Consider the following 21,335-nt stretch of genomic DNA (forward strand, 5'->3'; position numbering starts at 1 on the left):
GCCCCCGCGGCTCCGCCCCTCTTCATCGTCGTCTCAGACGCCGTCCTTGTAGATCGGCGCTGCGCCGTTGACGGCGTCCCCGACCTTGTGGACGCGGATGTCGTTCGTCGAACCGATGATCCCGGGAGGGGAACCGGAGATCACGACGACCTTGTCCCCTTCCTTGGCCAGGTCATTCTTCAGCAGGTAGTCATCGACCTGCAGGAACATCAGGTCGGTGTGCTGCACGTTCTCGACGAGCTTGGAGCGGATGCCCCAGGTCAGCGCCATGCGACGGCGGATGGTCGGTTCCGGTGTGAACGCGATCATCGGAATGCGCGAGCGCAGACGCGACAGGCGACGAGCGGAGTCACCCGACTGCGTGAAGACGCACAGGAACTTCGCTTCGACGAAGTCGGCGACCTCGAGGGCGGCGAGCGTGATCGCTCCACCCTGGGTGCGCGGCTTGGCCGTGAGCGGCGCGATGCGCTCGAGACCGTGCTCCTCGGTCGACTCCACGATGCGGGCCATGGTCTCGACGACCACGATCGGGTACTCCCCCACACTGGTCTCGCCCGAGAGCATGACGGCGTCCGCGCCGTCGAGCACGGCGTTCGCGACATCGGACGTCTCGGCGCGCGTCGGCACGGGGCTGGAGATCATCGACTCGAGCATCTGCGTCGCGACGATCACGGGCTTGGCGTTGCGACGAGCGAGCTCGACCGCGCGCTTCTGCACGATCGGCACGGCCTCGAGCGGAAGCTCGACGCCCAGGTCGCCACGGGCGACCATGATGCCGTCGAACGCGTCGACGATCTCCTCGAGGGCATCGACGGCCTGCGGCTTCTCGATCTTGGCGATCACGGGCACCTTGACGCCCTCTTCGGCCATGATCTCGTGCACGCGCACGACGTCGGACGCATTGCGCACGAACGAGAGCGCGATGAGGTCGGCGCCGATCTTCAGGCCCCAGCGGAGGTCCGCTTCATCCTTCTCGCTGAGCGCGGGCACGTTGACGGCGACGCCGGGCAGGTTGATGCCCTTGTTGTTCGACACCGCGCCGGCGACGATGACACGGGTGGTGACGACGGTGCCGTCGGTCTCGACCACCTCGACGCGCACCTTTCCGTCGTCGATGAGCAGGAAGTCGCCGGGCTTGACGTCCTGCGGCAGCCCCTTGAAGGTCGTGCCGCAGATCTCACGGTTGCCGATGATGTCTTCCGTGGTGATCTTGAAGATGTCACCGGCGGCCAGCTCGTACGGTCCGTTCTCGAACTTGCCGAGGCGGATCTTCGGTCCCTGCAGGTCGACGAGCACGGCGACGGCCTTGCCCGCGTCATCCGCAGCGCGGCGGACGTTGGCGTAGTTGGCGTCATGGACGGAGTAGTCACCGTGGCTGAGGTTCAGCCGGGCGACGTCGACCCCCGCTTCGATGATCGCTCGAACGTTCTCGTAACTCGAGGTGGCCGGGCCCAGCGTGGCGACGATTTTCGCGCGTCTCAACAGATTCTCCAGGGTGAGAGTGGGGGGTGATACAGAACTGGCGACGATGCCTCCGCCAGCCTACGCGGGCTGCAGGCCGATCGCGACATCGGTGGGACGCACGGGTGCGGGCAGCACCGTCTCTCCCATGAGGAAGCGGTCGACTCCGGCAGCGGCCGCGCGGCCCTCTGCGATCGCCCACACGATGAGCGACTGCCCACGACCGGCATCGCCGGCGACGAAGACGCCCGGCTCGGTCGACTCGTAGGAGTCATCGCGCTGGAACGCGCCGCGGTCGGTGGCCAGCGGGCGCAGGTCGTCGGTGAAACCGTCCTGCTCAGGACCCGTGAAGCCCATCGCGATCAGCACGAGGTCGGCGGGGATCTCGCGCTCGGTGCCGCTCTTGGGCACGCGGCGACGACCGTCGACGTACTCGGTCTCAGCCACGCGCAGCGCACGCACCTCGCCCGCCTCGTTCGAGAGGAACTCGACCGTCGAGGCCAGGTAGTGGCGCTCTCCGCCCTCTTCATGCGCGGAGGAGACCTCGAACACGGTCGGCATCATCGGCCAGGGCTGGTGCTCGGGTCGATCGACACCGGGCTGCGTGCCGATGGCCAGGTTCGTCACGCTCAGCGCGCCCTGGCGGTGCGCGGTGCCGATGCAGTCCGCACCCGTGTCGCCACCGCCGATGACGATGACGTGCTTGCCCTCAGCGGTGATCTGGTTGTGCACGACGTCGCCGGCGACCGCATGGTTCGACTCGACGAGGTACTCCATGGCGAAGTGCACGCCGTCCAGACCGCGACCGGGGATCTTCAGGTCGCGCGGCACCGTGGAACCCGTGCAGATCACGACCGCGTCGTAGCGCGCCCTGAGATCGGCCCAGCTGATGTCCTTGCCGATCTCGACGCCGGCACGGAAGCGCGTTCCCTCTTCCTGCATCTGCCGCAGGCGCGATTCGAGGTGGCTCTTCTCCATCTTGAAATCCGGGATGCCGTAACGCAGCAGTCCGCCGATGCGGTCGTCGCGCTCGAAGACCGCCACCGTGTGCCCCGCGCGCGTCAGCTGCTGCGCGGCGGCGAGCCCGGCAGGCCCTGAGCCCACGACCGCGACGGTCTTGCCGGTGAGCCGCTCGGGCGGTTCCGGCTCGACCCAGCCCTTCGAGAAGGCCTCGTCGATGATCGACACCTCGACCTGCTTGATGGTCACGGCCGGCTGGTTGATACCGAGCACGCACGAACTCTCGCACGGCGCAGGGCACAGTCGCCCGGTGAACTCGGGGAAGTTGTTCGTCGCGTGCAGACGCTCGATCGCCGAACGGTCCTCGCCTCGCCACGTCAGGTCGTTCCATTCCGGGATCAGGTTGCCCAGGGGGCAGCCCTGGTGGCAGAAGGGCACGCCGCAGTCCATGCACCGTCCGGCCTGACGGCGCAGAACGGTCTTGTCCCCCGGCTCGTAGACCTCTTTCCAGTCCATGATCCGCACGGGGACGGGACGGCGAGCGGGAAGCTCGCGCTGCGTCACCTTCAAGAAGCCCTTGGGGTCAGCCACCGGTCACCTCCAGGATCCGGCTCCAGACGACGTCGCCGTCCGGGTCGAGCCCGTCCGCCTCCGCCTCCTGACGCATTGTCTGCACCGCGGCGAAGTCGCGCGGCAGCACCTTCACGAACTCGGACGCGACGGTCTCGAAGTCTTCCAGCATCCCCGCCGCCAGCGGAGACGCGGTGCGCTCCACGTGCTCGGTGAGCAGGCTGCGAAGCACCTCGAGGTCGGCCCGGTCCAATGTCTCCAGTCGCAGTTCGCCGCTGTCGCGGGACTGCAGGTTCACCTTCTCGGTGGACAACGCGTGGACATACGCGATGCCGCCCGACATGCCGGCTCCGAGATTGCGTCCGGTCGAACCGAGGATCACCGCGAGACCGCCCGTCATGTACTCGAGGGCGTGGTCCCCCACTCCCTCCACGACGGCGGTCGCGCCGGAGTTGCGCACCAGGAAGCGCTCTCCGACCACTCCGGAGATGAACATCGTCCCCGATGTCGCGCCGTAGCCGATCACGTTGCCCGCGATCACGTTCTCGTGCGGGGCGATGCTCGAGCCGCGCGCCGGACGGATGGTGATGTCGCCACCCGAGAGGCCCTTGCCGACGTAGTCGTTCGCGTCGCCTTCGAGCCGCAGGACGATGCCCGACGGCAGGAACGCGCCGAGCGACTGGCCGGCGGTGCCGTGCAGTGTGACGTCGATCGTCTCGCGAGCGAGTCCGGCCTCGCCGAATCGCGCGGTGACTTCGTGGCCGAGCATCGTGCCGACCGCCCGTTCCGTGTTGCGGATGGGCAGCTCCACGATGGTCGGGGCCATGTCGTTGAGCGTGCTCTGAGCCATCTCGATCAGAGGCACGTCGAAGTGCTTGTCGAGCTCGTGCTCCTGCTCGCGACCGCTGCGACGCGGCTCGGATGCCGGGAACACCGGACCCTCCAGCACGGGTGTGAGGTCGAGACCGTCTGTCTTCCAGTGCTCGATCGCGTCGTTCGCCTCGATCAGGTCGGCGCGGCCGATGACCTCGTCGAGCGAGCGGAAGCCCAGCTCTGCGAGGATCTCGCGCACCTCCTCGGCGATGAACTCCATGAAGTTCACGACGAACTCCGGCTTGCCGGTGAAGCGCTCGCGCAGGGCGGGGTTCTGCGTCGCGACGCCGACCGGGCAGGTGTCCAGATGGCATACGCGCATCATGATGCAGCCGCTGACGACGAGCGGAGCCGTCGCGAAACCGAACTCCTCGGCTCCGAGCAGCGCGCCGATGATGACGTCGCGCCCGGTCTTGAGCTGGCCGTCGACCTGCACGACCACGCGGTCGCGCATCCCGTTGAGCATGAGCGTCTGCTGCGTCTCGGCGAGGCCGAGCTCCCACGGGGTGCCGGCGTGTTTGAGCGAGTTCAGCGGGCTCGCGCCGGTGCCGCCGTCGTGGCCTGAGACCAGGATGACGTCACTGAGCGCCTTCGCGACACCTGCCGAGACCGCGCCGATCCCTGACTGACTGACGAGCTTGGTGTGGATGCGCGCGGACGGATTGGCCCGCTTGAGGTCGAAGATGAGCTGCTTGAGGTCTTCGATCGAGTAGATGTCGTGGTGCGGCGGCGGCGAGATCAGTCCGACGCCGGCCGTCGCGTGACGGGTCCGTGCAACCCACGGGTAGACCTTGGTCGGCGGCAGCTGGCCGCCCTCCCCCGGTTTCGCGCCCTGGGCGAGCTTGATCTGGATGTCATCCGACTCGGTCAGGTACAGGCTCGTGACGCCGAAACGACCGGAGGCGACCTGCTTGATCGAGCTGCGGCGTTCGGGGTCGAGCAGACGATCGACGTCTTCTCCGCCCTCGCCCGTGTTCGACTTCGCCCCGATGCTGTTCATCGCGATCGCGAGGGTCTCGTGGGCCTCGCGGGAGATCGAGCCGTAGCTCATCGCACCGGTCGAGAAGCGCTTCACGATCGCGCTCACGGGCTCGACCTCGTCGAGCGGGACCGCAGGACGCGTGCCGGTGCGCAGAGTGAACAGTCCGCGCAGGGTCTTCAGCTCCGCAGCCTGATCGTCGACGAGCTTGGTGTACTCGCGGAAGATGTCGTATCGACGGTTGCGGGTGGAGTGCTGCAGACGGAACACCGTCTCAGGGTTGAACAGGTGCGGAGAACCGTCGCGTCGCCACTGGTATTCGCCGCCCGTCCACAGGCGCTCGTGGGCGCGAGCCGCGGCATCCTCGGGATATGCGTAGTCGTGGCGCGCCTGGTTCTCGGCGAAGAGGTCCTCGATGTCGATGCCACCGAGCTTCGTCTCGGTACCGGTGAAGTAGGCGTCGATCAGCTTCTGGCTGAGACCGACGGCCTCGAACACCTGGGCGCCCGCGTACGAGGACACGGTCGAGATGCCCATCTTCGACATGATCTTGAGGACGCCCTTGCCGAGCGCGTAGATCAGGTTCTTGACGGCCTTCTCCGGAGTGATGCCGGTGATGAAACCGGTGCGCACGAGGTGCTCGACGGTCTCCATCGCCAGATAGGGGTTCACCGCGGAAGCGCCGTAGCCGATCAGCGTCGCGACGTGGTGCACCTCGCGGACGTCTCCCGCCTCGACGATCAGGCCGACCTTCATGCGGTTCTCGCGTCGGATCAGGTGGTGGTGGATCGCCGACACCATGAGCAGGGAAGGGATCGGGACGAGGTCCTTGTTGGAATCGCGGTCCGAGAGGATGATGAACTCCGCGCCGTCGGCGATGGCCTCATCGACCTCGGTGCACATCTCCTCCAGACGCTCCTGCATCGTGTGGGCGCCGGCGTCGAAGTGGTACAGCCCGCGGATCGTCACGGATGAGCGCCCTTCGAGCGCCTTGTCGATGTGACGGATCTTCGCCAGTTCGTCGTTGTCGATCACCGGGAAATCGAGGGTCACCGTTCGGGTGTGCTCCGGGCCCCAACTGAGCAGGTTCCGCTCGGGTCCGAGTCCCAGCTTCAGGCTCGTGACGACCTCTTCGCGGATGGAGTCCAGCGGCGGGTTCGTCACCTGCGCGAACTGCTGCGTGAAGTAGTCGAACAGCAGTCGGGGACGCTCACTGAGAACCGCGATCGGCGTGTCGGAGCCCATGGCGCCGAGCGGCTCCGCACCGGTCTGCCCCATCGGGGTCAGCAGGATGCGCACTTCTTCCTCGGTGTACCCGAAGGTGCGCTGACGGCGGGTGATGGATGCCGGCGGATGAACGATGTGCTCGCGCTCGGGCAGATCTGCCAGGCGTACGGCGCCGTCGTCCAGCCACTGCTGCCAGGGGTGCATGGTGGCGAGATCGTGCTTGATCTCCTCATCCTCGACGATGCGTCCGGCGGAGGTGTCGACGAGGAACATCTTGCCGGGCTGCAGGCGTCCGCGGCGCTTGATGCGCTCCGGTGCGAACTCGAGGACGCCGGTCTCGGAGCCGATGACGACGAGTCCGTCGGTGGTCTCGGTCCAGCGGCCGGGGCGCAGTCCGTTGCGGTCCAGCGTCGCGCCGACGAGAGTGCCGTCCGTGAAGATGAGTGCGGCCGGGCCGTCCCACGGCTCCATCTGGTTCGAGTGGTACTCGTAGAACGCGCGGAGCTCGGGCGAGATGTCCGCCTGCTTCTCGTACGCCTCCGGCACCATCATCATGATGGCGTGCGGCAGGCTGCGTCCGGTCAGCGTGAGCAGTTCGAGCACCTCGTCGAACGAGGCCGAGTCGCTGGCGCCCGGCGTGCAGATCGGAAGCAGAGGGCGCACATCGCCGAGCAGCTCCGATTCGAGCTGCGACTGGCGGGCGCGCATCCAGTTGCGGTTGCCGCCGACGGTGTTGATCTCGCCGTTGTGGGCGAGCATGCGCAGCGGCTGCGCGAGCGGCCATGAGGGGAAGGTGTTGGTCGAGTATCGCGAGTGGACCACGGCGAGTTCAGAGGCGAACCGCTCGTCCTGCAGGTCGGGGTAGAACGGCTCCAGCTGCAGCGTGGTGACCATGCCCTTGTAGCCGAGCGTGCGGCTGGACAGCGAAACGAAGTACGCGCCGATCTCGTGTCCTGCGCGCTTGCGCAGGCGGTAGGCGACGCGGTCGAGCGCGATTCCTGAGAGGGCGTCGCGGCCGGGCGCGGAGGCGACGAAGAGCTGTTCGAACGCGGGACGCGCCTCGTCCGCGAGTTTGCCGAGGTTCTCGTTCGCCGTGGGCACGACGCGCCAGCCGAGGACGGTGAGTCCCTCTTCGCGGGCGATCTTCTCGACCCCGGCCTTCTGGGTGCGGCGTTCGGCGGCCTGCAGCGGGAGGAAGGCGAGCCCGGCGGCGTAGTGGCCGGCATCGGGCAGTTCGAATGCGGTGACCTCACGCAGGAACTGGTCTGGCATCTGGGTGAGGATGCCCGCACCGTCTCCGGTGCCGGCATCCGAACCGATCGCACCTCGGTGCTCAAGGTTTCGCAGGGCTTCGAGCGCCAGCTGGATGATGTCATGTCCGGCTGTGCCCCGCAGGGTCGCGACCATGGCGAGGCCGCAGGCATCCTTCTCGAATGCCGGGTTGTACATGCCCTGCTTCGGGGGGTAGGCGCCGGAGGCACCGTACGGAGGCTGGAAGTACATGGGTTACCGTCCTCAGGTAATCACGTGACACCGGGGACGACGTCGGCCCGCTCGTTCAATGCAGTGGATTCCTCACTCGATGAGGAGGCTTATCGGGAGCTGTCCTCACTCGCGGGAGCAGCGGTGCTTGTGGCGGTGGCTCCGGCGGCGACTTCGACCGGAGGCTCGCTCACGTCTACGAAGTCGTCGGTGATGTCCTGCGATTCTACATCAGCGTCGGAGTCCTTCCGCGTGCGCCCTGGCGCGTACGGACCGGCCTCGCGTCCGGTGTGCCTGCGGGTCTGCACGATGAGGATGACGATGCCGACGACGATGCCGAGGATCGATGCCCACACGTTGCTGCGCAGTCCGAAGTAGATCTCGCTCGGATCGATGCGGATCGATTCCCAGACCACACGACCGGCGCTGTACCAGATGAGGTACACGGCGAAGAGCTTGCCCCACTGCAGCTGCAGTCGACGGCCGATCCAGAGCAGGAAGAGCACGCCGAGGCTGTTCCAGACGACCTCGTAGAGGAACGTCGGGTGGAACAGGGTGCCCTCTGCGAGCCCTGGCGGGAAGGCGACGTTGTCGGATTCGATCTCCAGGCCCCACGGCAGATCGGTGGGAAGACCGAACAGCTCGTGGTTGAACCAGTTTCCGAAGCGGCCCAATGCCTGCGCCAGCAGCAGTCCTGGTGCCAGGGCGTCGGCGAAGGTCCAGAATCGGATGCCGGTCCACTTGCAGCCGAGATACGCACCGACGGCGCCGCCGATGAGGGCGCCGAAGATGGCGATGCCGCCCTCCCAGATCGCCCAGACAGAGCCCGGCTCGAAGGGGTTCCAGGTGTTCTTGCCCTCGCCGAAGTAGAAGTTCGGGTGCGTGAGCACGTGGAAGATGCGTGCGCCGATGATCGCGAGCGGCACGGCGAGGATCGCGATGTCGATGACGACCCACGGCTCCGCCCCGCGCTTGGTCAGGCGGTGATTGGTCAGCAGCGTGGCCGCGATGATGCCGGCGATGATGCAGAGCGCGTAGAAGTGGATCCGCAGCGGCCCGAGGTCGATGTAGCTGACGGGAGGGCTCGGGATGCTGGTGAGCACGCCGCTGATGGCGGTGTGAAGCGCGAGGGACATGAGTGCGATTCTAGTTCTCGTGTGAGGTGGCTGCCGACGGCGTGCCTGCGGCAAGGGACTTTGTGACGGCGGCGAGGGCCTCGAGGCCTCCGTCGCGGAGTGCGCGCACCAGCGCGGTGCCGACGATGGCGCCGTCGGCGTACTCGGTGATGCCGGCGATCTGCTCGGCGGTGGAGATGCCGATTCCGACGCACGCGCGCACGGCACCGCGCTCACGCAGGCGCGAGACCAGGGTGCGCGCGGCCTTGTCGAGCTCGGCGCGCTCCCCCGTGATTCCCATCGTGGACACGGTGTAGACGAATCCGGTGGAGGATGCCACGACGAGGTCGAGGCGCTCGTCAGTGGAGGTGGGCGCGGCGAGGAAGATGCGGTCGAGTCCGGTGCGCTCGCTGGCGGCGATCCAGTCCTCGGCGGCATCCGGGGTGATGTCCGGTGTGATGAGACCAGCACCGCCGGCGGCGAGCAGGTCATCGGCGTAGCGGTCGACCCCGTACTGCATCACGGGATTCCAGTACGTCATGACGACCACCGGAACGTCGGTGGCCGCAGTGATCTCCCGAACCGCCGTGAACAGGTCGCGCATCCGGAAACCCGCGGCGAGGGCCGCCTGGGTGGCCTCCTGGATCACCAGGCCGTCCATCACCGGGTCGCTGTAGGGCGGTCCGAGTTCGATGACGTCGACACCGTTCTCGGCGAGCGTGATCGCAGCCTGGATGCTGGTCTGCAGATCGGGGAACCCCACGGGAAGATAGCCGATGAAGGCACCACGGCCCTCGTCGTGCGCCTTCTGGATCGCGGCTTCGACGCGGCTCATCGCGCAGTCCCCGCATCCGCTGCCGCCTGTGTCACGGCGTCTTTGTCGGCGGCATCGCGTTCGGCCGCCTCCCGGTCGTAGAGATCGAAATAGCGCGCTGCCGTGTCCATGTCCTTGTCCCCACGGCCGGACAGGCACACAGCGAGGATGGCTCCCGGTCCCATCTCGCGGCCGATGCGCAATGCGCCGGCGAGTGCGTGAGCGGACTCGATCGCGGGGATGATCCCCTCGGTACGGCTCAGCAGGCGCAGCGCCTGCATGGCCTCGTCGTCCGTGGCGGGTATGTAGTCGGCCCTGCCGATGTCGGCGAGCCAGGAGTGCTCGGGCCCGACGCCGGGATAGTCGAGTCCTGCCGAGATCGAATGCGACTCGATGGTCTGGCCGTCCTCGTCCTGGAGGACGTACGTCTTCGCGCCGTGCAGAACCCCGGGGCGGCCGCGCTCGATCGACGCGGCGTGCTGCTCGGTGTCGACGCCGTCGCCGGCCGCCTCCACTCCGTACAGCTTCACATCGGCATCGTCGAGGAACGCATCGAACATCCCGATCGCGTTGGATCCTCCGCCGACGCACGCGATGACCGCGTCCGGAAGCCGTCCGGTCTCGTCGAGCAGTTGCTGACGGGCCTCTTCGCCGATGATCTTCTGGAAGTCGCGCACCATCGCGGGGAACGGATGAGGGCCGGCGGCTGTTCCGAAGATGTAGTTGGTGCTCTCGACCGTGGCCACCCAGTCGCGGTACGCGTCGTTGATCGCGTCCTTCAGCGTGCGCGAGCCGGTGGTCACCGGAACGACCTCTGCGCCGAGCAACCGCATGCGGGCGACGTTCAGTGCCTGACGCTCCGTGTCGACCTCGCCCATGTAGATGGTGCAGTCCAGACCGAACAGTGCGGCCGCGGTCGCGGTGGCGACGCCGTGCTGCCCCGCGCCGGTCTCCGCGATGACCCGTGTCTTGCCCAGGCGCTTCGTGAGCAGAGCCTGCCCGAGGACATTGTTGATCTTGTGGCTGCCGGTGTGGTTGAGGTCTTCGCGCTTCAGGAAGATTCGTGCGCCTCCTGCATGCGCAGCGAACCGCTGCACCTCGGTGAGTGCGGACGGGCGGCCGGCGTAGGAGCTGAGCAGTCCGGCGAGCTCCGCGCGGAAGTCAGGATCCGCGATGGCCTCCTCGTACGCGACGGTGAGCTCGTCGATCGCCGCGATGAGGGATTCCGGCATGTACCTGCCACCGAACTCGCCGTAGAACGGCCCCGGCTGGTCTCGAAGACTCATGCGTCCACCTCCAGGAAGCTCTTCAACGTGGCGACCGGATCGCCGGTGACCAGCGCTTCGCCGATCAGGACGACGTCGGCGCCCGCCGAACGGTAATGGGCGACATCGGCGGGGCTCAGCACCGCGGACTCGGCGATCTTCACGGCATCGGACGGGATGCGGTCGACGAGCCTGCCGAACAGGTCGCGGTCGAGTTCGAGGGTCTTCAGGTCGCGGGCGTTCACGCCGATCAGTCGTGAACCGAGATCGATCGCAGCCTCCAGTTCATCCGCGGAGTGCGTCTCGACGAGAGCGGTCATGCCGAGCTCTCCGATGAGGACGAACAGTTCCTGGAGCACCTTGGGCTCGAGGCCGGCGACGATCAGCAGCGCGAGGTCGGCTCCCGCCGCACGTGCCTCCAGCACCTGATACGGCGTGGCGATGAAGTCCTTGCGCAGAACGGGCAGCGACACACGTGCGGTGACCGCCTCGAGGTCGGCGAGGCTGCCTCCGAATCGTCGTTCCTCGGTGAGGACGCTGATCGCGGATGCTCCACCGGTCTCGTAGAGCGATGCCTGATGCGCGGGATCGGGGATGTCGGCGAGGGCACCGCGCGAGGGGCTCGCGCGCTTGACCTCTGCGATGATCTTGACGCGCTCGGACGGGGCGAGCGCGGCGAGTGCGTCCTTGGCCGCTGGACGCGCCAGCGCGGCGCGTTCGACCTCGGCGAGCGGGCGCGTCCGCGCACGGCGTTCGGCGTCTTCGACTGCGCCGGCCGTCAGGTCGGCGAGAACCACTAGTGCCCCTTCGGCGAGTACTTGGGGCCCTTCACGCCGTAGCCGGCCTTGGCCAGGATCCAGCCGAGCAGCATGCCGACGACGATGATGCCGACCGAGACCCAGACGATGGGGGGCCAGATCGGGCTGAACTCCGCGAGGCAGAACGCGACGGTGCCCAGCGTGAAGCCGAACAGCATGACCACCACAGCGGTCCACGCCGCAGGTGAGTGTCCGTGGCCGGGGTCAGCGATCGGGTTGGTCATGGTCTCCTCCGAAGCGGTCGTTGATAAGCGCATTCAGTCTATCGGGGTCACCGGGTCGGATCCGTGCCGCGCGACAGGTCGTCCCATGAATCGATCGCATCGACGGTGCCGTCGGTCTCGCCATGCGCGGCCGTATCGGTGCGGAAACGCTTCCCTCCGGTCTTCCAGCGGTTCGCGGTGACGAGCGTGAACCCGGCTGCCACGATCAGCAGCACCCACCCGATCAGTGCCAGCATCGGCCAGAAGGTCACGGTGATGGAGGCGATGACATCTGTCACCGCGGTACCGCCCGCGAGCCCCGTGGTCTCCGTGACGGTCGCGGCGACCGCCGACACGGGCGCTGTGAACACGATCTCCGCTGTCCACCAGGCCAGGAGCGCACCGCCCAGCAGCGCCAGCGTCGCGAACACATGACGCAGAGTCCGCCCGACCAGTGCGAGCGCCGCTCCCAGGGCGAGGACGGCGAGGCTCAACGGGGCGAGCAGGGCCAGGGCATCGGCACCGGGAACCAGGATCGGTTCTCCGGCGTCCGCCCTGGTGACGCTCAACCATGTCTGCGTGGACGAGATGATGCCGATGCCGCCCGCGAGCAGGAATGCGACGACGGCGGTGCTGCGCCCGCGGCGGCGGAACGTCATTGCGCTCCCGACTCCGCGGCGACCACGCCGCCGACGGCCCCGAGATCAGCGGCGTCGAAGCACGTACGGGTCCCGGTGTGGCAGGCGGGGCCGGTCTGATCGACCAGCAGCAGGATCGCGTCGCCGTCGCAGTCCAGCCGCGCTTCGCGGACGCGCTGGATGTTCCCGGAGGTGTCACCCTTGCGCCAGTACTCCTGGCGCGATCGCGACCAGTAGGCCGCCCGACCGGAGGTGAGCGTGCGGCGCAGCGCCTCGGCATCCACCCAGGCGAGCATCAGCACCTCGCGGGTGTCCCATTGCTGCACGATCGCAGGGGTGAGTCCGTCGGCGTTCCAGGCCACCTGTGCGATCCGTGTCTCGACCTCGCTCATCGCACCAGGATCCCTTCTGCACTCATCGCTTGCTTGACCTCGCCGACGGTCAGCGCGCCCGAGTGGAACACACTCGCCGCGAGGACCGCGTCCGCTCCTGCGTGGATCGCAGGTGCGAAGTCGTTCACGTCACCGGCACCGCCTGAGGCGATGACCGGTACGGACGACACTTCCCGCATGAGACGGACGAGTTCGAGGTCGAAGCCGTCGCGTGTGCCGTCGGCGTCGATCGAGTTGACGAGCAGTTCGCCTGCTCCGCGTTCGATCGCCTCCCGCGCCCACTCCACGGCATCGAGCGACGTCTCCGTGCGTCCGCCGTGCGTCGTGACCACGAAGCCGGAGGCCGTGGTCTGCGCGCGTTTGACGTCGAGCGAGAGAACCAGCACCTGGGCGCCGAACCGATCGGCGATCTCCCCGATGAGCTCGGGACGGGCGATCGCCGCGGAGTTCACGCCCACCTTGTCGGCGCCGACGCCCTGCAGCCTCGCGACGTCATCGACGCTGCGCACGCCTCCGCCGACGGTGAGCGGCACGAAGACGTGCTCGGCGGTGCGCTGCACCACGTCGTACGTGGTGGCGCGTGCGTCGACCGTGGCTGTCACATCGAGGAAGGTGATCTCGTCGGCACCTTGGGCGGCGTAGTGCGCCGCCAGCTCGACCGGATCGCCCATGTCTCGGAGGTTCTCGAAGTTCACGCCCTTGACGACGCGTCCTGCGGCGACATCGAGGCACGGGATGACACGACTCGTGAGAGTCATCTGAATCCCCCGATCACAATCTTGCGGCGTGGATGGCGGTGACCAGGAGCGCGCGGGCTCCGATGGCGTACAGGTCGTCCATCACCTGATTGATGCCGGTGCGCGGCAGCATCACGCGCACCGCGACCCACTTCGGATCCTGCAGCGGCGAGATCGTCGGCGACTCACGGCCGGATGCGATCGCCGTCGCCTTGTCGATCAGCTCGACGGGAAGGTCGTAGTCGAGCAGCACGTACTGGCGGGCCACGATGACGCCCCGGAGCCGGCGCAGCAGCCGCTCGGTGCCCTCGGCATCGCCGGGGCGGCTGATCAGCACGGCCTCCGACTCGATGATGACCGGTCCGAAGATCTCGAGGCCGGCCTGCCTGAGCGTGGTGCCGGTCTCGACGACGTCGGCGATCGCGTCGGCGACGCCGAGCTGCACGGCCGACTCCACAGCGCCGTCGAGCGGCACGAGCGTCGCCTCGACGCCGTGCTCACGCAGGAACGCGTCGACGAGGCCGGGGTACGCGGATGCGACCCGCACACCGGCCAGATCCTCGATCGTGCTGTAGCGGCCGGCCGGCGCCGCGAAGCGGAAGGTCGAGCGGGCGAAGCCGAGTGCCTGCACCTCGCGCGCCTGCTCGGGGGCGTCGCGCAGCAGATCACGGCCGGTGATCCCGACGTCGAGAGCGCCGGAGGCGACGTAGATCGCGATGTCGCGCGGGCGGAGGAAGAAGAACTCGACGTCGTTGCCGGCGTCGATCACGTGCAGGGTCTTGGAGTCTCGGCGACCGGCGTATCCGGCTTCGGCGAGCATCTCGGCGGCGGTCTCGGCGAGCGAGCCCTTGTTGGGAACGGCAATGCGCAGCATGGGGAGCTTTCAGATCAGAGGAACAGGACGGCGCGCATCAGAGATGTCGGTACACGTCCTCGAGGCTCAGCCCCTTCGCGATCATCATCACCTGCACGTGGTAGAGCAGCTGGGAGATCTCTTCTGCCGCCTCGGCGTCGGATTCGTATTCGGAGGCCATCCACACTTCGGCGGCCTCCTCCACGATCTTCTTCCCGATCGTGTGCACGCCGGCGTCGAGCTCTGCGACCGTGCCGGAACCTGCGGGGCGGGTCTCGGCTTTGACGCTGAGCTCAGCGAACAGCTCGTCGAAAGTCTTCACGCTTCAAGGCTAGCGGCTCGCGCGCGCTCTCGAAGCCCGACGATCGCGGCTTCGACGTCAGCGGCCCCGTAGACCGCGGAACCTGCGACGAAGGTGTCGGCGCCGGCTGCAGCGGCCTGCGCGATCGTGTCATCTGCGATGCCGCCGTCGACCTGGAACCAGACGTCGGATCCGCGCCGTCGCGCCTCATCGGAGAGTGCACGCAGCTTCGGCATGGTCTCGGTCATGAAGCTCTGGCCGCCGAAGCCCGGCTCGACGGTCATCACGAGTATCTGGTCGAACTCGTCGAACAGCTCGTAAAGGCTCTCCCCCGCCGTGCCCGGCTTGAGCGCCACTCCGGCGCGCGCACCGATCGAGCGCAGACGTCGGGCGAGCGCGACAGGATCGTCGGCGGCCTCCAGGTGGAAGGTGACGCTGGCCACGCCGAGTTCGGCGTAGCCGGGCGCCCACCGATCGGGGTCCGTGATCATCAGATGCACATCGAGCGGTATCGGACTCGTCGCCTGGATGCGCTCGACCATCTGCGGACCGAATGTCAGATTCGGCACGAAGTGGTTGTCCATGACGTCGATGTGCGCGAAGTCCGCGGTCCGGATGCGGGCGAGATCCGCCTGCATGTTGACGAAGTCGGCTGACAGGACGCTCGGGTTGATGCGCGGTGCCGCTGGAAGGCTCATGTGATCATTCTCCCGTCTCAGTGGTGGTCTTCGCCTCGTCCGAGCGCTGGAGCAGAGCGAGGAACATGGCGTCGGTGCCGTGGCGGTGCGGCCACAGCTGCACCCTGCCGCTGCCGTCGGATGCGAGGTCGATGGGGCTCTGCGCGAGCGCCGACAGCACGGCCGCGGCATCCAGTTCGATCACGTCGTCGCGACCGCGCACCACCGTCGACACCACGCCCGACGTCTCGGCGAGGTGCGGCGAGCATGTGACGTAGGCGACGATGCCTCCCGGCGCGAGCGCGTCCAGCGCCCCGGTGAGCAGCTCCTCCTGCAGCGGGACGAGATCGGCGACGTCGGCCGGAGTCTTGCGCCATCGCGCCTCAGGGCGCCTGCGCAGTGCGCCGAGGCCGGTGCACGGCGCATCGACAAGGATGCGGTCGTAACGTCCGTGATTGGCGGCGGTGAGACCGCGGCCGTCCTCTTCGTGGACGGTGACCTCGCCGGGTACCGCCTTCAGGGCGTTGCGCACCAGGCGGGCGCGCGTCGGCACGACCTCGTTCGCCTCGAGGGTCACATCCTGCTGCCGGGCGATCGCGGCGAGCAGCGCCGTCTTGCCGCCTGGGCCGGCGCACAGATCGAGCCACTGCTCACCCGCGCGGATCGGCGCGGCGCCGGCGAGTGCGAGCGCGACGAGCTGAGACCCCTCATCCTGCACGCGGACCGTGCCGCCGGACGCGTCGATGACGGTGTGCGGGTCACCGCCGGGCGAACCGAACGCTGTCGAGGCGTACGGCCTGGCCGGAGTGCCGCGTTCGGACAGGCCTGGCAGCGCGACCAGAGTAACCTCCGGTGACACGTTGTCGGCCTCGAGCAGGGCTTCGAGCTCATCTTCCCTGTCCTCTGCCGCCAGGGCGCGCCGCAGAGCGCGGATGATCCACACCGGATGCGCAGTTCGCAGACCGAGGCGTTCGTCGTCCGAGCGCGCTTCGCGCTCGATGCGCTCCTGCCACTGCCCCGGTGTGTCGCGCGATATGCGACGGAGGACGGCGTTCGCGAACCCCGACGGTCCTCTTCCTGCTTCGGCTGCGACGAGGTTCACCGACTCGTTGACCGCCGCGTGCGATGCGACCCTGGTCGCGAGCAGCTGATGCGTCGCGAGTCGCAGCGCATCGAGCACGGTCTCGTCGATATCGTCGCTCGGTCGTCCAGCGGCCGACGCGATGATCGCGTCGTAGGTGCCACGACGACGCAGCGTGCCGTACGTCAGTTCGGTGGCGAGAGCCGCATCCTGAGGGTTCAGCGCGGCGTCGGCGATCGCGGTCGGCAGCAGCAGGTTCGCGTACGCGTCCGATCCGCTCACCGCGCGCAGAACGTCATAGGCGACCCTGCGTGCCGGCTGCACGTTGCGTGCACCGCGCGCGGAGTTCTGCCGGGGCACGCCGCCGCGGCGCTGAGCCCCGGTGTGCGGCCACGCGCGCCTCTCATCGCTCATGCGCCGGCCCGGATCGTGTCGTCGCCGTTCAGCGCGGCGCCTCTGAATCCGCGCCACCAGTCGGTCGCGCTCATCGCCGCCTTGCCCGCGGGCTGCACGCGCCGCACTTCCAGGGGCGTCGTCGCGGTACCGATCAGCAACGACTGCTTGGTCGCGGTGATCTCCCCCGCGGCCGACGGCTCGGCGCCCTCCGCCGGGCGCGCGTCCAGGATCTTCACCCGCAGTCCCGCGACCGTGGTGTGGGCACCGGGTTCCGGCGTGACTCCGCGGAACCGCGCGTAGACCGACTCGACGGGAAGCGTCCAGTCCAGCACGCCGTCGTCGATCGTGAGCTTCGGCGCCAGCGACACCTCACCCTCTTGTGCCACGGCGACCGCGGTGCCGTCGGCGATGCCCGCGACGACGTCCGCCGTGAGAGCGGCGCCGTCCTGCGCGAGGATCTCGAGCGCGGTGTCCGCCGTGGCGTCCGCCGGGATCGGCACGACCCGCGAGGCGAACACGTCTCCGGCATCCAGCGCAGCGACGAGTCGGAAGACGCTCGCCCCCAGCTCGGGATCTCCGGCCATGAGCGCGCGCTGCACGGGTGCGGCGCCTCGCCAGGCCGGCAGGAGTGAGAAGTGCAGGTTGACCCAGCCATGATCGGGAGTCGACAGCAGGGGCTCCCGGACGAGTCCTCCGTACGCGACGATCACGCCGAGCTCCGGCCGCAGCGCGGCGATCCGGCCGGTGGCCTCGTCGTCCAGGCGTGCGGCCTTGATGGTGGGCAGCCCGAGCTCCGCCGCCGCCTGCGCGACGGGAGACGGCGTCAGGACGCGCTTGCGCCCCAGCGGCGCATCCGGTCGCGTGACGACCGCCACTATCTCGTGGGATTGCGCGAGTGCGCGCAGTGTGGGAATGGCGGCGGCGGGTGTGCCGGCGAAGACGAGTCGCATGAAATGTTCTCCGGATGGAATGGGTGTCACAGCTCAGGATCGAGGATATCGAGGCGAAGCGAGAGCGGGCTGCGGTTGCTCTGCCCTCGGCCACGGCGACGCTTCACGGCCTCCGCGACGACGGCGGCGCGAAGACTCGTCGCGACGGCGTTGCCCGCAGCGTACTCGAAGCGCACCAGGGCACGCACGCGGCCCTCGTCGCTCTCGATGGGAACGGGGCCGAGGATCGCGTCCGTCGGCAACGGCAGCGCGCGAAGATCTGCCATGGCGCGCTCCACGGATGCCGGGAGACCTTCGACCAGCGCGACGCGGGTGGCCGGAGGCATGTGCAACGGCGCGCGCTCCTCGAGCTCCGAGCGGGCATACCCGGCCTGGTTCCACGTCGCCAATGCCCGTCCGACGGGTCCGTCCACACCGACGAGATGCACGGGAGCCCCCGGGGCCGCAAGAGCGGCGGCGTTGGACCACCACCGCAGACATGACTCGCCGACGCGCAGATCGGGTGCCTGCAGCATCCTGGAACCGTCGAGAAGCACGACGGCGCGGTAGCCGCCGTCGGCGACCGGCTCCGCCCCGCGCGTCGCGACCACCAGTGCCGGCTTGTCCGAGACCTGCTCGACCGGGTGAGCGCCGTCCGCGACGATCACGCGCACGCCGGGGAAGGCGCGCCCGAGCTCGTCGGCCGTCCGTTCGCTCCCGGAGGAGGCGAGGCGCAGCTTCGTCGAAGAGCACGCGGGGCACGCCCATGCGCGCGCAGATCGTCCGCACCATCCGCACACCGGCACGGCCCCGCGGTGCCTGGCCCCGAGGGGACCGCCGCACGGTCCGCAGCGCGCCGGCGCACGACAGTCGGCGCAGACGAGCGTCGGTGAGAACCCAGGGCGCGACACCTGCACCAGCACCGGGCCCTCCTCCGTCGCCCTGCGCGCACTCGCGAACGCACTGGAGTGCACGCGCTGCGTGTGCTGCTCCATCTCCTGAGGAGTGCTCAGCACGACCTTGGGCAGTACGCGGCGTGCGGCACGGACATCCTTCAGCCACCCGCGAGCCACGAGCCGCTCGACGTCGGTCGTGCGGGTGTGCCCCGCCAGGATCAGCGCGGAGCCCTCCTGCTCCTGTCGCAGCAGCGCGGCGTCGCGCGAATGCACGTACGGGGCGAGCGGCTCGCCGAGAAGCGGGTCGCCGTCATCCCAGATCGCGACCAGGCCTGCCTGCACCGGCGAGTACACGGCGGATCGATTGCCGACCACGACGCAGGGAGCGTCGTCGAGCGTGCGCAGGAAGGCCCGATAGCGGTCGGGGTTCGTCTGCCGGGAGTCGTGGCGCACGATCGCCTCGGCGGGCAGGAACGATTCCAGCGTCGTCAGCAGCCGGTCGAGGTCTCGGTGATCAGGCACGACGACGATGGTGGAGCGTCCGGAGGCGAGCGTCCGCGTCGCAGCCGCGGCGAGAAGCTCTGTCCATCGCAGCACACCGTCGCGGATGCCGGGGATCGCCTCGACGGCACCGCGCTCACCGTCATCGAGTACGGCCGCGAGGGCGTCGTACTCGGCGAGCACGGCGTCCGCGCGCTCGATCGCATCGGCGGCCGGCATCGGCGCCTCGGCATCGCGCTTCCACGCCTTCTCGACCCGCACCTGCCGCTTGGGGATGACGAGGCGGAGGATGTCGCTCGCCGATCCCGCCGCGCGGTCCGCCGTCCGTCGAGCGAGTCGGTAGAGCCGTTCCGGAAGCACAGAGGCGGTGGAGACGACGGTCTCGACCGTCGAGAGCGGCCGCTCGGCGTCATCCTCCTCGGCCACCTCGACCACGTACGCGTCGATCATCCGACCGGCGGTGCGCAGCGGCACGCGCACGCGCACGCCTACCGGCACGTCGCCGAGCTCGTCGGGCAGCGCGTAGTCGAACAGGCGATCCAGCTGAGGCAGCGGGGAGTCCAGGAGCACCCGAGCGATGCGCCGGCTCACGGTCGCGCTCCGCGCAGGGGCACCCGCGCCCCGCGCCCGCGCATCAGAGTCCGGCTGCGCGGCGGAGCTCGTCGGCGCGGTCCGTGCGCTCCCAGGTGAAGTCCGCGAGTTCGCGTCCGAAGTGGCCGTACGCGGCCGTCTGGCGATAGATCGGGCGCAGCAGGTCGAGCTGCTCGATGATCGCCTGCGGGCGCAGATCGAACACCTGACGGATCGCGTCGGTGATGACCTCGTTCGAGACCTTGCCCGTGCCGAACGTCTCGACGTACAGGCCGACGGGGCGAGCGACGCCGATCGCGTACGCCACCTGCACCTCGAGCCGGTCCGCGAGACCGGCGGCGACGGCGTTCTTGGCCACCCATCGCATCGCATAGGCGCCGGAGCGGTCGACCTTCGAAGGGTCCTTGCCGCTGAATGCGCCTCCGCCGTGCCGTGCGGCGCCGCCGTAGGTGTCGATGATGATCTTGCGGCCGGTCAGACCGGCATCGCCCTTCGGTCCGCCGGTGACGAACGGGCCGGCCGGGTTGATGAAGTAGCGGTCGTCGGCCGGCATCTCGAGTCCTGTGCCCTCGAGCACGGGGTCGATGACGAGGCGCCTGACCTGCTCCTTGAGCTCGTCCTGCGAGATGTCAGGGTGATGCTGCGTCGAGAGCACGACGGCGTCGATGGTCTTGGGCGTGAAGCCCTCGTAGCCGAGCGTCACCTGCGTCTTGCCGTCTGGCCGCAGATACGCCAGCTCGCCGGAGCGACGCACTTCGGTGAGGCGCTCCGCGATGCGGTGCGCTGTATGCCCGGCCATCGGCATGAGCTCGGGCGTCTCGATCGTCGCGAACCCGAACATGATGCCCTGGTCGCCGGCGCCGAGACTGTCGAGCGCATCGACGGAACTGCCGTCGCGCTGCTCCTGGGCCTGGTCGACGCCGTGCGCGATGTCGCTCGACTGCTCCCCCACTGAGACGCTGACGCCGCAGGAGTCGCCGTCGAAGCCCGTCTCACTCGATGTGTAGCCGATCCCGTTGACGACCTGACGGACGATCGTGGGGATGTCGACGTACGCCTCGGTGCGGATCTCACCCGCGACGTGCACGAGTCCCGTCGTGACGAGGGTCTCCACGGCGACGCGGGAACCGGTGTCCTGGGCGATCAGGCCGTCGAGGATGCTGTCCGAGATCTGATCGCAGATCTTGTCGGGGTGCCCCTCGGTGACGGACTCAGAGGTGAAAAGGCGCAGTGCGCTCATCGAGGAAGCCGCCCTCACTCAGCGTGGCGAAGGCGCAGCTTGTCCTCGTTGATCTCGTGGAGCGCGATGGTGAGCGGCTTGTCCTCGACAGACGAGTCCACCAGCGGTCCGACGTTGTCGAACAGGTTGCCCTCGTGGAGGTCTGCGTAGTAGTCGTTGATCTGGCGCGCGCGCTTGGACGCGTAGATGACCAGTTCGTACTTCGACTCGACGCGGTCGAGCAGGTTGTCGATCGGCGGGTCGATGATGCCCTTGGTGTGGTGTCCGGCCATGGTGGGACCTCCAGATCAGGCGACGGGTTCGTCGCGAAGTCGAAACGGCGGGCGCGCGAATACC

Annotated in this window: 19 protein-coding genes; all 19 read right to left on the bottom strand. The window is 68.5% G+C overall.

The genetic code is table 11. From position 1 onward, the window contains the following. Positions 1-33 precede the first annotated feature (33 nt). The 19 genes from pyk to rpoZ all read right to left on the bottom strand — a co-directional run bounded on the left by pyk (position 34) and on the right by rpoZ (position 21,271). Complete coding sequence (gene pyk / locus ACNPNP_RS08120; RefSeq protein ID WP_448965540.1) at positions 34-1,482, bottom strand: pyruvate kinase; 1,449 nt, start codon at positions 1,480-1,482, stop codon at positions 34-36. A 60-nt stretch (positions 1,483-1,542) separates the two neighbouring features. Next, positions 1,543-3,012 carry a glutamate synthase subunit beta gene (locus tag ACNPNP_RS08125; RefSeq protein WP_448965541.1) on the bottom strand — a complete coding sequence of 490 codons (1,470 nt, stop codon included), beginning with the start codon at positions 3,010-3,012 and terminating at the stop codon, positions 1,543-1,545. Next, entirely contained in the window at positions 3,005-7,573 is a 4,569-nt protein-coding gene (gene gltB / locus ACNPNP_RS08130; protein WP_448965542.1) for a glutamate synthase large subunit, read from the bottom strand. The genes ACNPNP_RS08125 and gltB overlap by 8 nt, the downstream gene beginning before the upstream one ends. 89 nt (positions 7,574-7,662) lie before the next feature. Beyond that, the gene (lgt, locus tag ACNPNP_RS08135; RefSeq protein ID WP_448965543.1) at positions 7,663-8,688 is read right to left on the bottom strand and encodes a prolipoprotein diacylglyceryl transferase; all 1,026 of its coding nucleotides are present in this window, start codon (positions 8,686-8,688) and stop codon (positions 7,663-7,665) included. A gap of 10 nt (positions 8,689-8,698) precedes the next feature. Further along, entirely contained in the window at positions 8,699-9,502 is an 804-nt protein-coding gene (trpA, locus tag ACNPNP_RS08140) for a tryptophan synthase subunit alpha (protein WP_448965544.1), read from the bottom strand. Continuing rightward, positions 9,499-10,767 (bottom strand): tryptophan synthase subunit beta, encoded by a 1,269-nt coding sequence (trpB, locus tag ACNPNP_RS08145; RefSeq protein WP_448965545.1) that lies wholly within the window; start codon positions 10,765-10,767, stop codon positions 9,499-9,501. Before trpB ends, trpA begins: the two co-directional genes overlap by 4 nt. Beyond that, a complete protein-coding gene (gene trpC, locus ACNPNP_RS08150; RefSeq protein WP_448965546.1) occupies positions 10,764-11,543 on the bottom strand; it encodes an indole-3-glycerol phosphate synthase TrpC in 780 nt (259 codons plus the stop codon). The genes trpB and trpC overlap by 4 nt, the downstream gene beginning before the upstream one ends. After that, positions 11,543-11,788, bottom strand: coding sequence for a DUF6704 family protein (locus ACNPNP_RS08155; RefSeq protein ID WP_448965547.1), 246 nt, complete (start codon positions 11,786-11,788; stop codon positions 11,543-11,545). The genes trpC and ACNPNP_RS08155 overlap by 1 nt, the downstream gene beginning before the upstream one ends. A gap of 47 nt (positions 11,789-11,835) precedes the next feature. Beyond that, positions 11,836-12,426, bottom strand: a complete 591-nt coding sequence (locus ACNPNP_RS08160; protein WP_448965548.1) for a Trp biosynthesis-associated membrane protein — start codon at positions 12,424-12,426, stop codon at positions 11,836-11,838. Continuing rightward, a complete protein-coding gene (gene hisI / locus ACNPNP_RS08165; protein ID WP_448965549.1) occupies positions 12,423-12,797 on the bottom strand; it encodes a phosphoribosyl-AMP cyclohydrolase in 375 nt (124 codons plus the stop codon). Before hisI ends, ACNPNP_RS08160 begins: the two co-directional genes overlap by 4 nt. Further along, entirely contained in the window at positions 12,794-13,555 is a 762-nt protein-coding gene (gene hisF, locus ACNPNP_RS08170; protein WP_448965550.1) for an imidazole glycerol phosphate synthase subunit HisF, read from the bottom strand. The genes hisI and hisF overlap by 4 nt, the downstream gene beginning before the upstream one ends. A 13-nt stretch (positions 13,556-13,568) precedes the next feature. Next, on the bottom strand, positions 13,569-14,408 hold the full coding sequence (gene hisG, locus ACNPNP_RS08175) for an ATP phosphoribosyltransferase (protein WP_448965551.1): 840 nt from the start codon (positions 14,406-14,408) through the stop codon (positions 13,569-13,571). A 37-nt stretch (positions 14,409-14,445) separates the two neighbouring features. Beyond that, entirely contained in the window at positions 14,446-14,709 is a 264-nt protein-coding gene (locus ACNPNP_RS08180) for a phosphoribosyl-ATP diphosphatase (protein ID WP_448965552.1), read from the bottom strand. Beyond that, positions 14,706-15,386, bottom strand: coding sequence for a ribulose-phosphate 3-epimerase (gene rpe / locus ACNPNP_RS08185; protein ID WP_448965553.1), 681 nt, complete (start codon positions 15,384-15,386; stop codon positions 14,706-14,708). Before rpe ends, ACNPNP_RS08180 begins: the two co-directional genes overlap by 4 nt. A gap of 4 nt (positions 15,387-15,390) precedes the next feature. Continuing rightward, complete coding sequence (locus ACNPNP_RS08190; RefSeq protein ID WP_448965554.1) at positions 15,391-16,860, bottom strand: RsmB/NOP family class I SAM-dependent RNA methyltransferase; 1,470 nt, start codon at positions 16,858-16,860, stop codon at positions 15,391-15,393. Next, a complete protein-coding gene (fmt, locus tag ACNPNP_RS08195) occupies positions 16,857-17,792 on the bottom strand; it encodes a methionyl-tRNA formyltransferase (RefSeq protein ID WP_448965555.1) in 936 nt (311 codons plus the stop codon). The genes ACNPNP_RS08190 and fmt overlap by 4 nt, the downstream gene beginning before the upstream one ends. Before the next feature lie 26 nt (positions 17,793-17,818). Further along, positions 17,819-19,759, bottom strand: a complete 1,941-nt coding sequence (locus ACNPNP_RS08200; RefSeq protein WP_448965556.1) for a primosomal protein N' family DNA-binding protein — start codon at positions 19,757-19,759, stop codon at positions 17,819-17,821. Between the two features lie 43 nt (positions 19,760-19,802). Further along, on the bottom strand, positions 19,803-20,999 hold the full coding sequence (gene metK, locus ACNPNP_RS08205) for a methionine adenosyltransferase (protein ID WP_448965557.1): 1,197 nt from the start codon (positions 20,997-20,999) through the stop codon (positions 19,803-19,805). A gap of 14 nt (positions 21,000-21,013) precedes the next feature. Continuing rightward, positions 21,014-21,271 carry a DNA-directed RNA polymerase subunit omega gene (gene rpoZ / locus ACNPNP_RS08210; RefSeq protein ID WP_033107065.1) on the bottom strand — a complete coding sequence of 86 codons (258 nt, stop codon included), beginning with the start codon at positions 21,269-21,271 and terminating at the stop codon, positions 21,014-21,016. Positions 21,272-21,335: the final 64 nt, after the last annotated feature.

The sequence above is a fragment of the Microbacterium xerophyticum genome (assembly GCF_053543555.1).

What these genes read in the sequence shown, in the direction of transcription:
- gltB (WP_448965542.1), bottom strand. Translation starts at nt 7,573, where the DNA reads ATGTACTTCCAGCCTCCGTACGGTGCCTCCGGCGCCTACCCCCCGAAG.
- lgt (WP_448965543.1), bottom strand. Translation starts at nt 8,688, where the DNA reads ATGTCCCTCGCGCTTCACACCGCCATCAGCGGCGTGCTCACCAGCATC.
- trpA (WP_448965544.1), bottom strand. Translation starts at nt 9,502, where the DNA reads ATGAGCCGCGTCGAAGCCGCGATCCAGAAGGCGCACGACGAGGGCCGT.
- trpB (WP_448965545.1), bottom strand. Translation starts at nt 10,767, where the DNA reads ATGAGTCTTCGAGACCAGCCGGGGCCGTTCTACGGCGAGTTCGGTGGC.
- ACNPNP_RS08155 (WP_448965547.1), bottom strand. Translation starts at nt 11,788, where the DNA reads ATGACCAACCCGATCGCTGACCCCGGCCACGGACACTCACCTGCGGCG.
- ACNPNP_RS08160 (WP_448965548.1), bottom strand. Translation starts at nt 12,426, where the DNA reads ATGACGTTCCGCCGCCGCGGGCGCAGCACCGCCGTCGTCGCATTCCTG.
- hisI (WP_448965549.1), bottom strand. Translation starts at nt 12,797, where the DNA reads ATGAGCGAGGTCGAGACACGGATCGCACAGGTGGCCTGGAACGCCGAC.
- hisF (WP_448965550.1), bottom strand. Translation starts at nt 13,555, where the DNA reads ATGACTCTCACGAGTCGTGTCATCCCGTGCCTCGATGTCGCCGCAGGA.
- hisG (WP_448965551.1), bottom strand. Translation starts at nt 14,408, where the DNA reads ATGCTGCGCATTGCCGTTCCCAACAAGGGCTCGCTCGCCGAGACCGCC.
- rpe (WP_448965553.1), bottom strand. Translation starts at nt 15,386, where the DNA reads ATGAGCCTTCCAGCGGCACCGCGCATCAACCCGAGCGTCCTGTCAGCC.
- ACNPNP_RS08190 (WP_448965554.1), bottom strand. Translation starts at nt 16,860, where the DNA reads ATGAGCGATGAGAGGCGCGCGTGGCCGCACACCGGGGCTCAGCGCCGC.
- fmt (WP_448965555.1), bottom strand. Translation starts at nt 17,792, where the DNA reads ATGCGACTCGTCTTCGCCGGCACACCCGCCGCCGCCATTCCCACACTG.
- metK (WP_448965557.1), bottom strand. Translation starts at nt 20,999, where the DNA reads ATGAGCGCACTGCGCCTTTTCACCTCTGAGTCCGTCACCGAGGGGCAC.
- rpoZ (WP_033107065.1), bottom strand. Translation starts at nt 21,271, where the DNA reads ATGGCCGGACACCACACCAAGGGCATCATCGACCCGCCGATCGACAAC.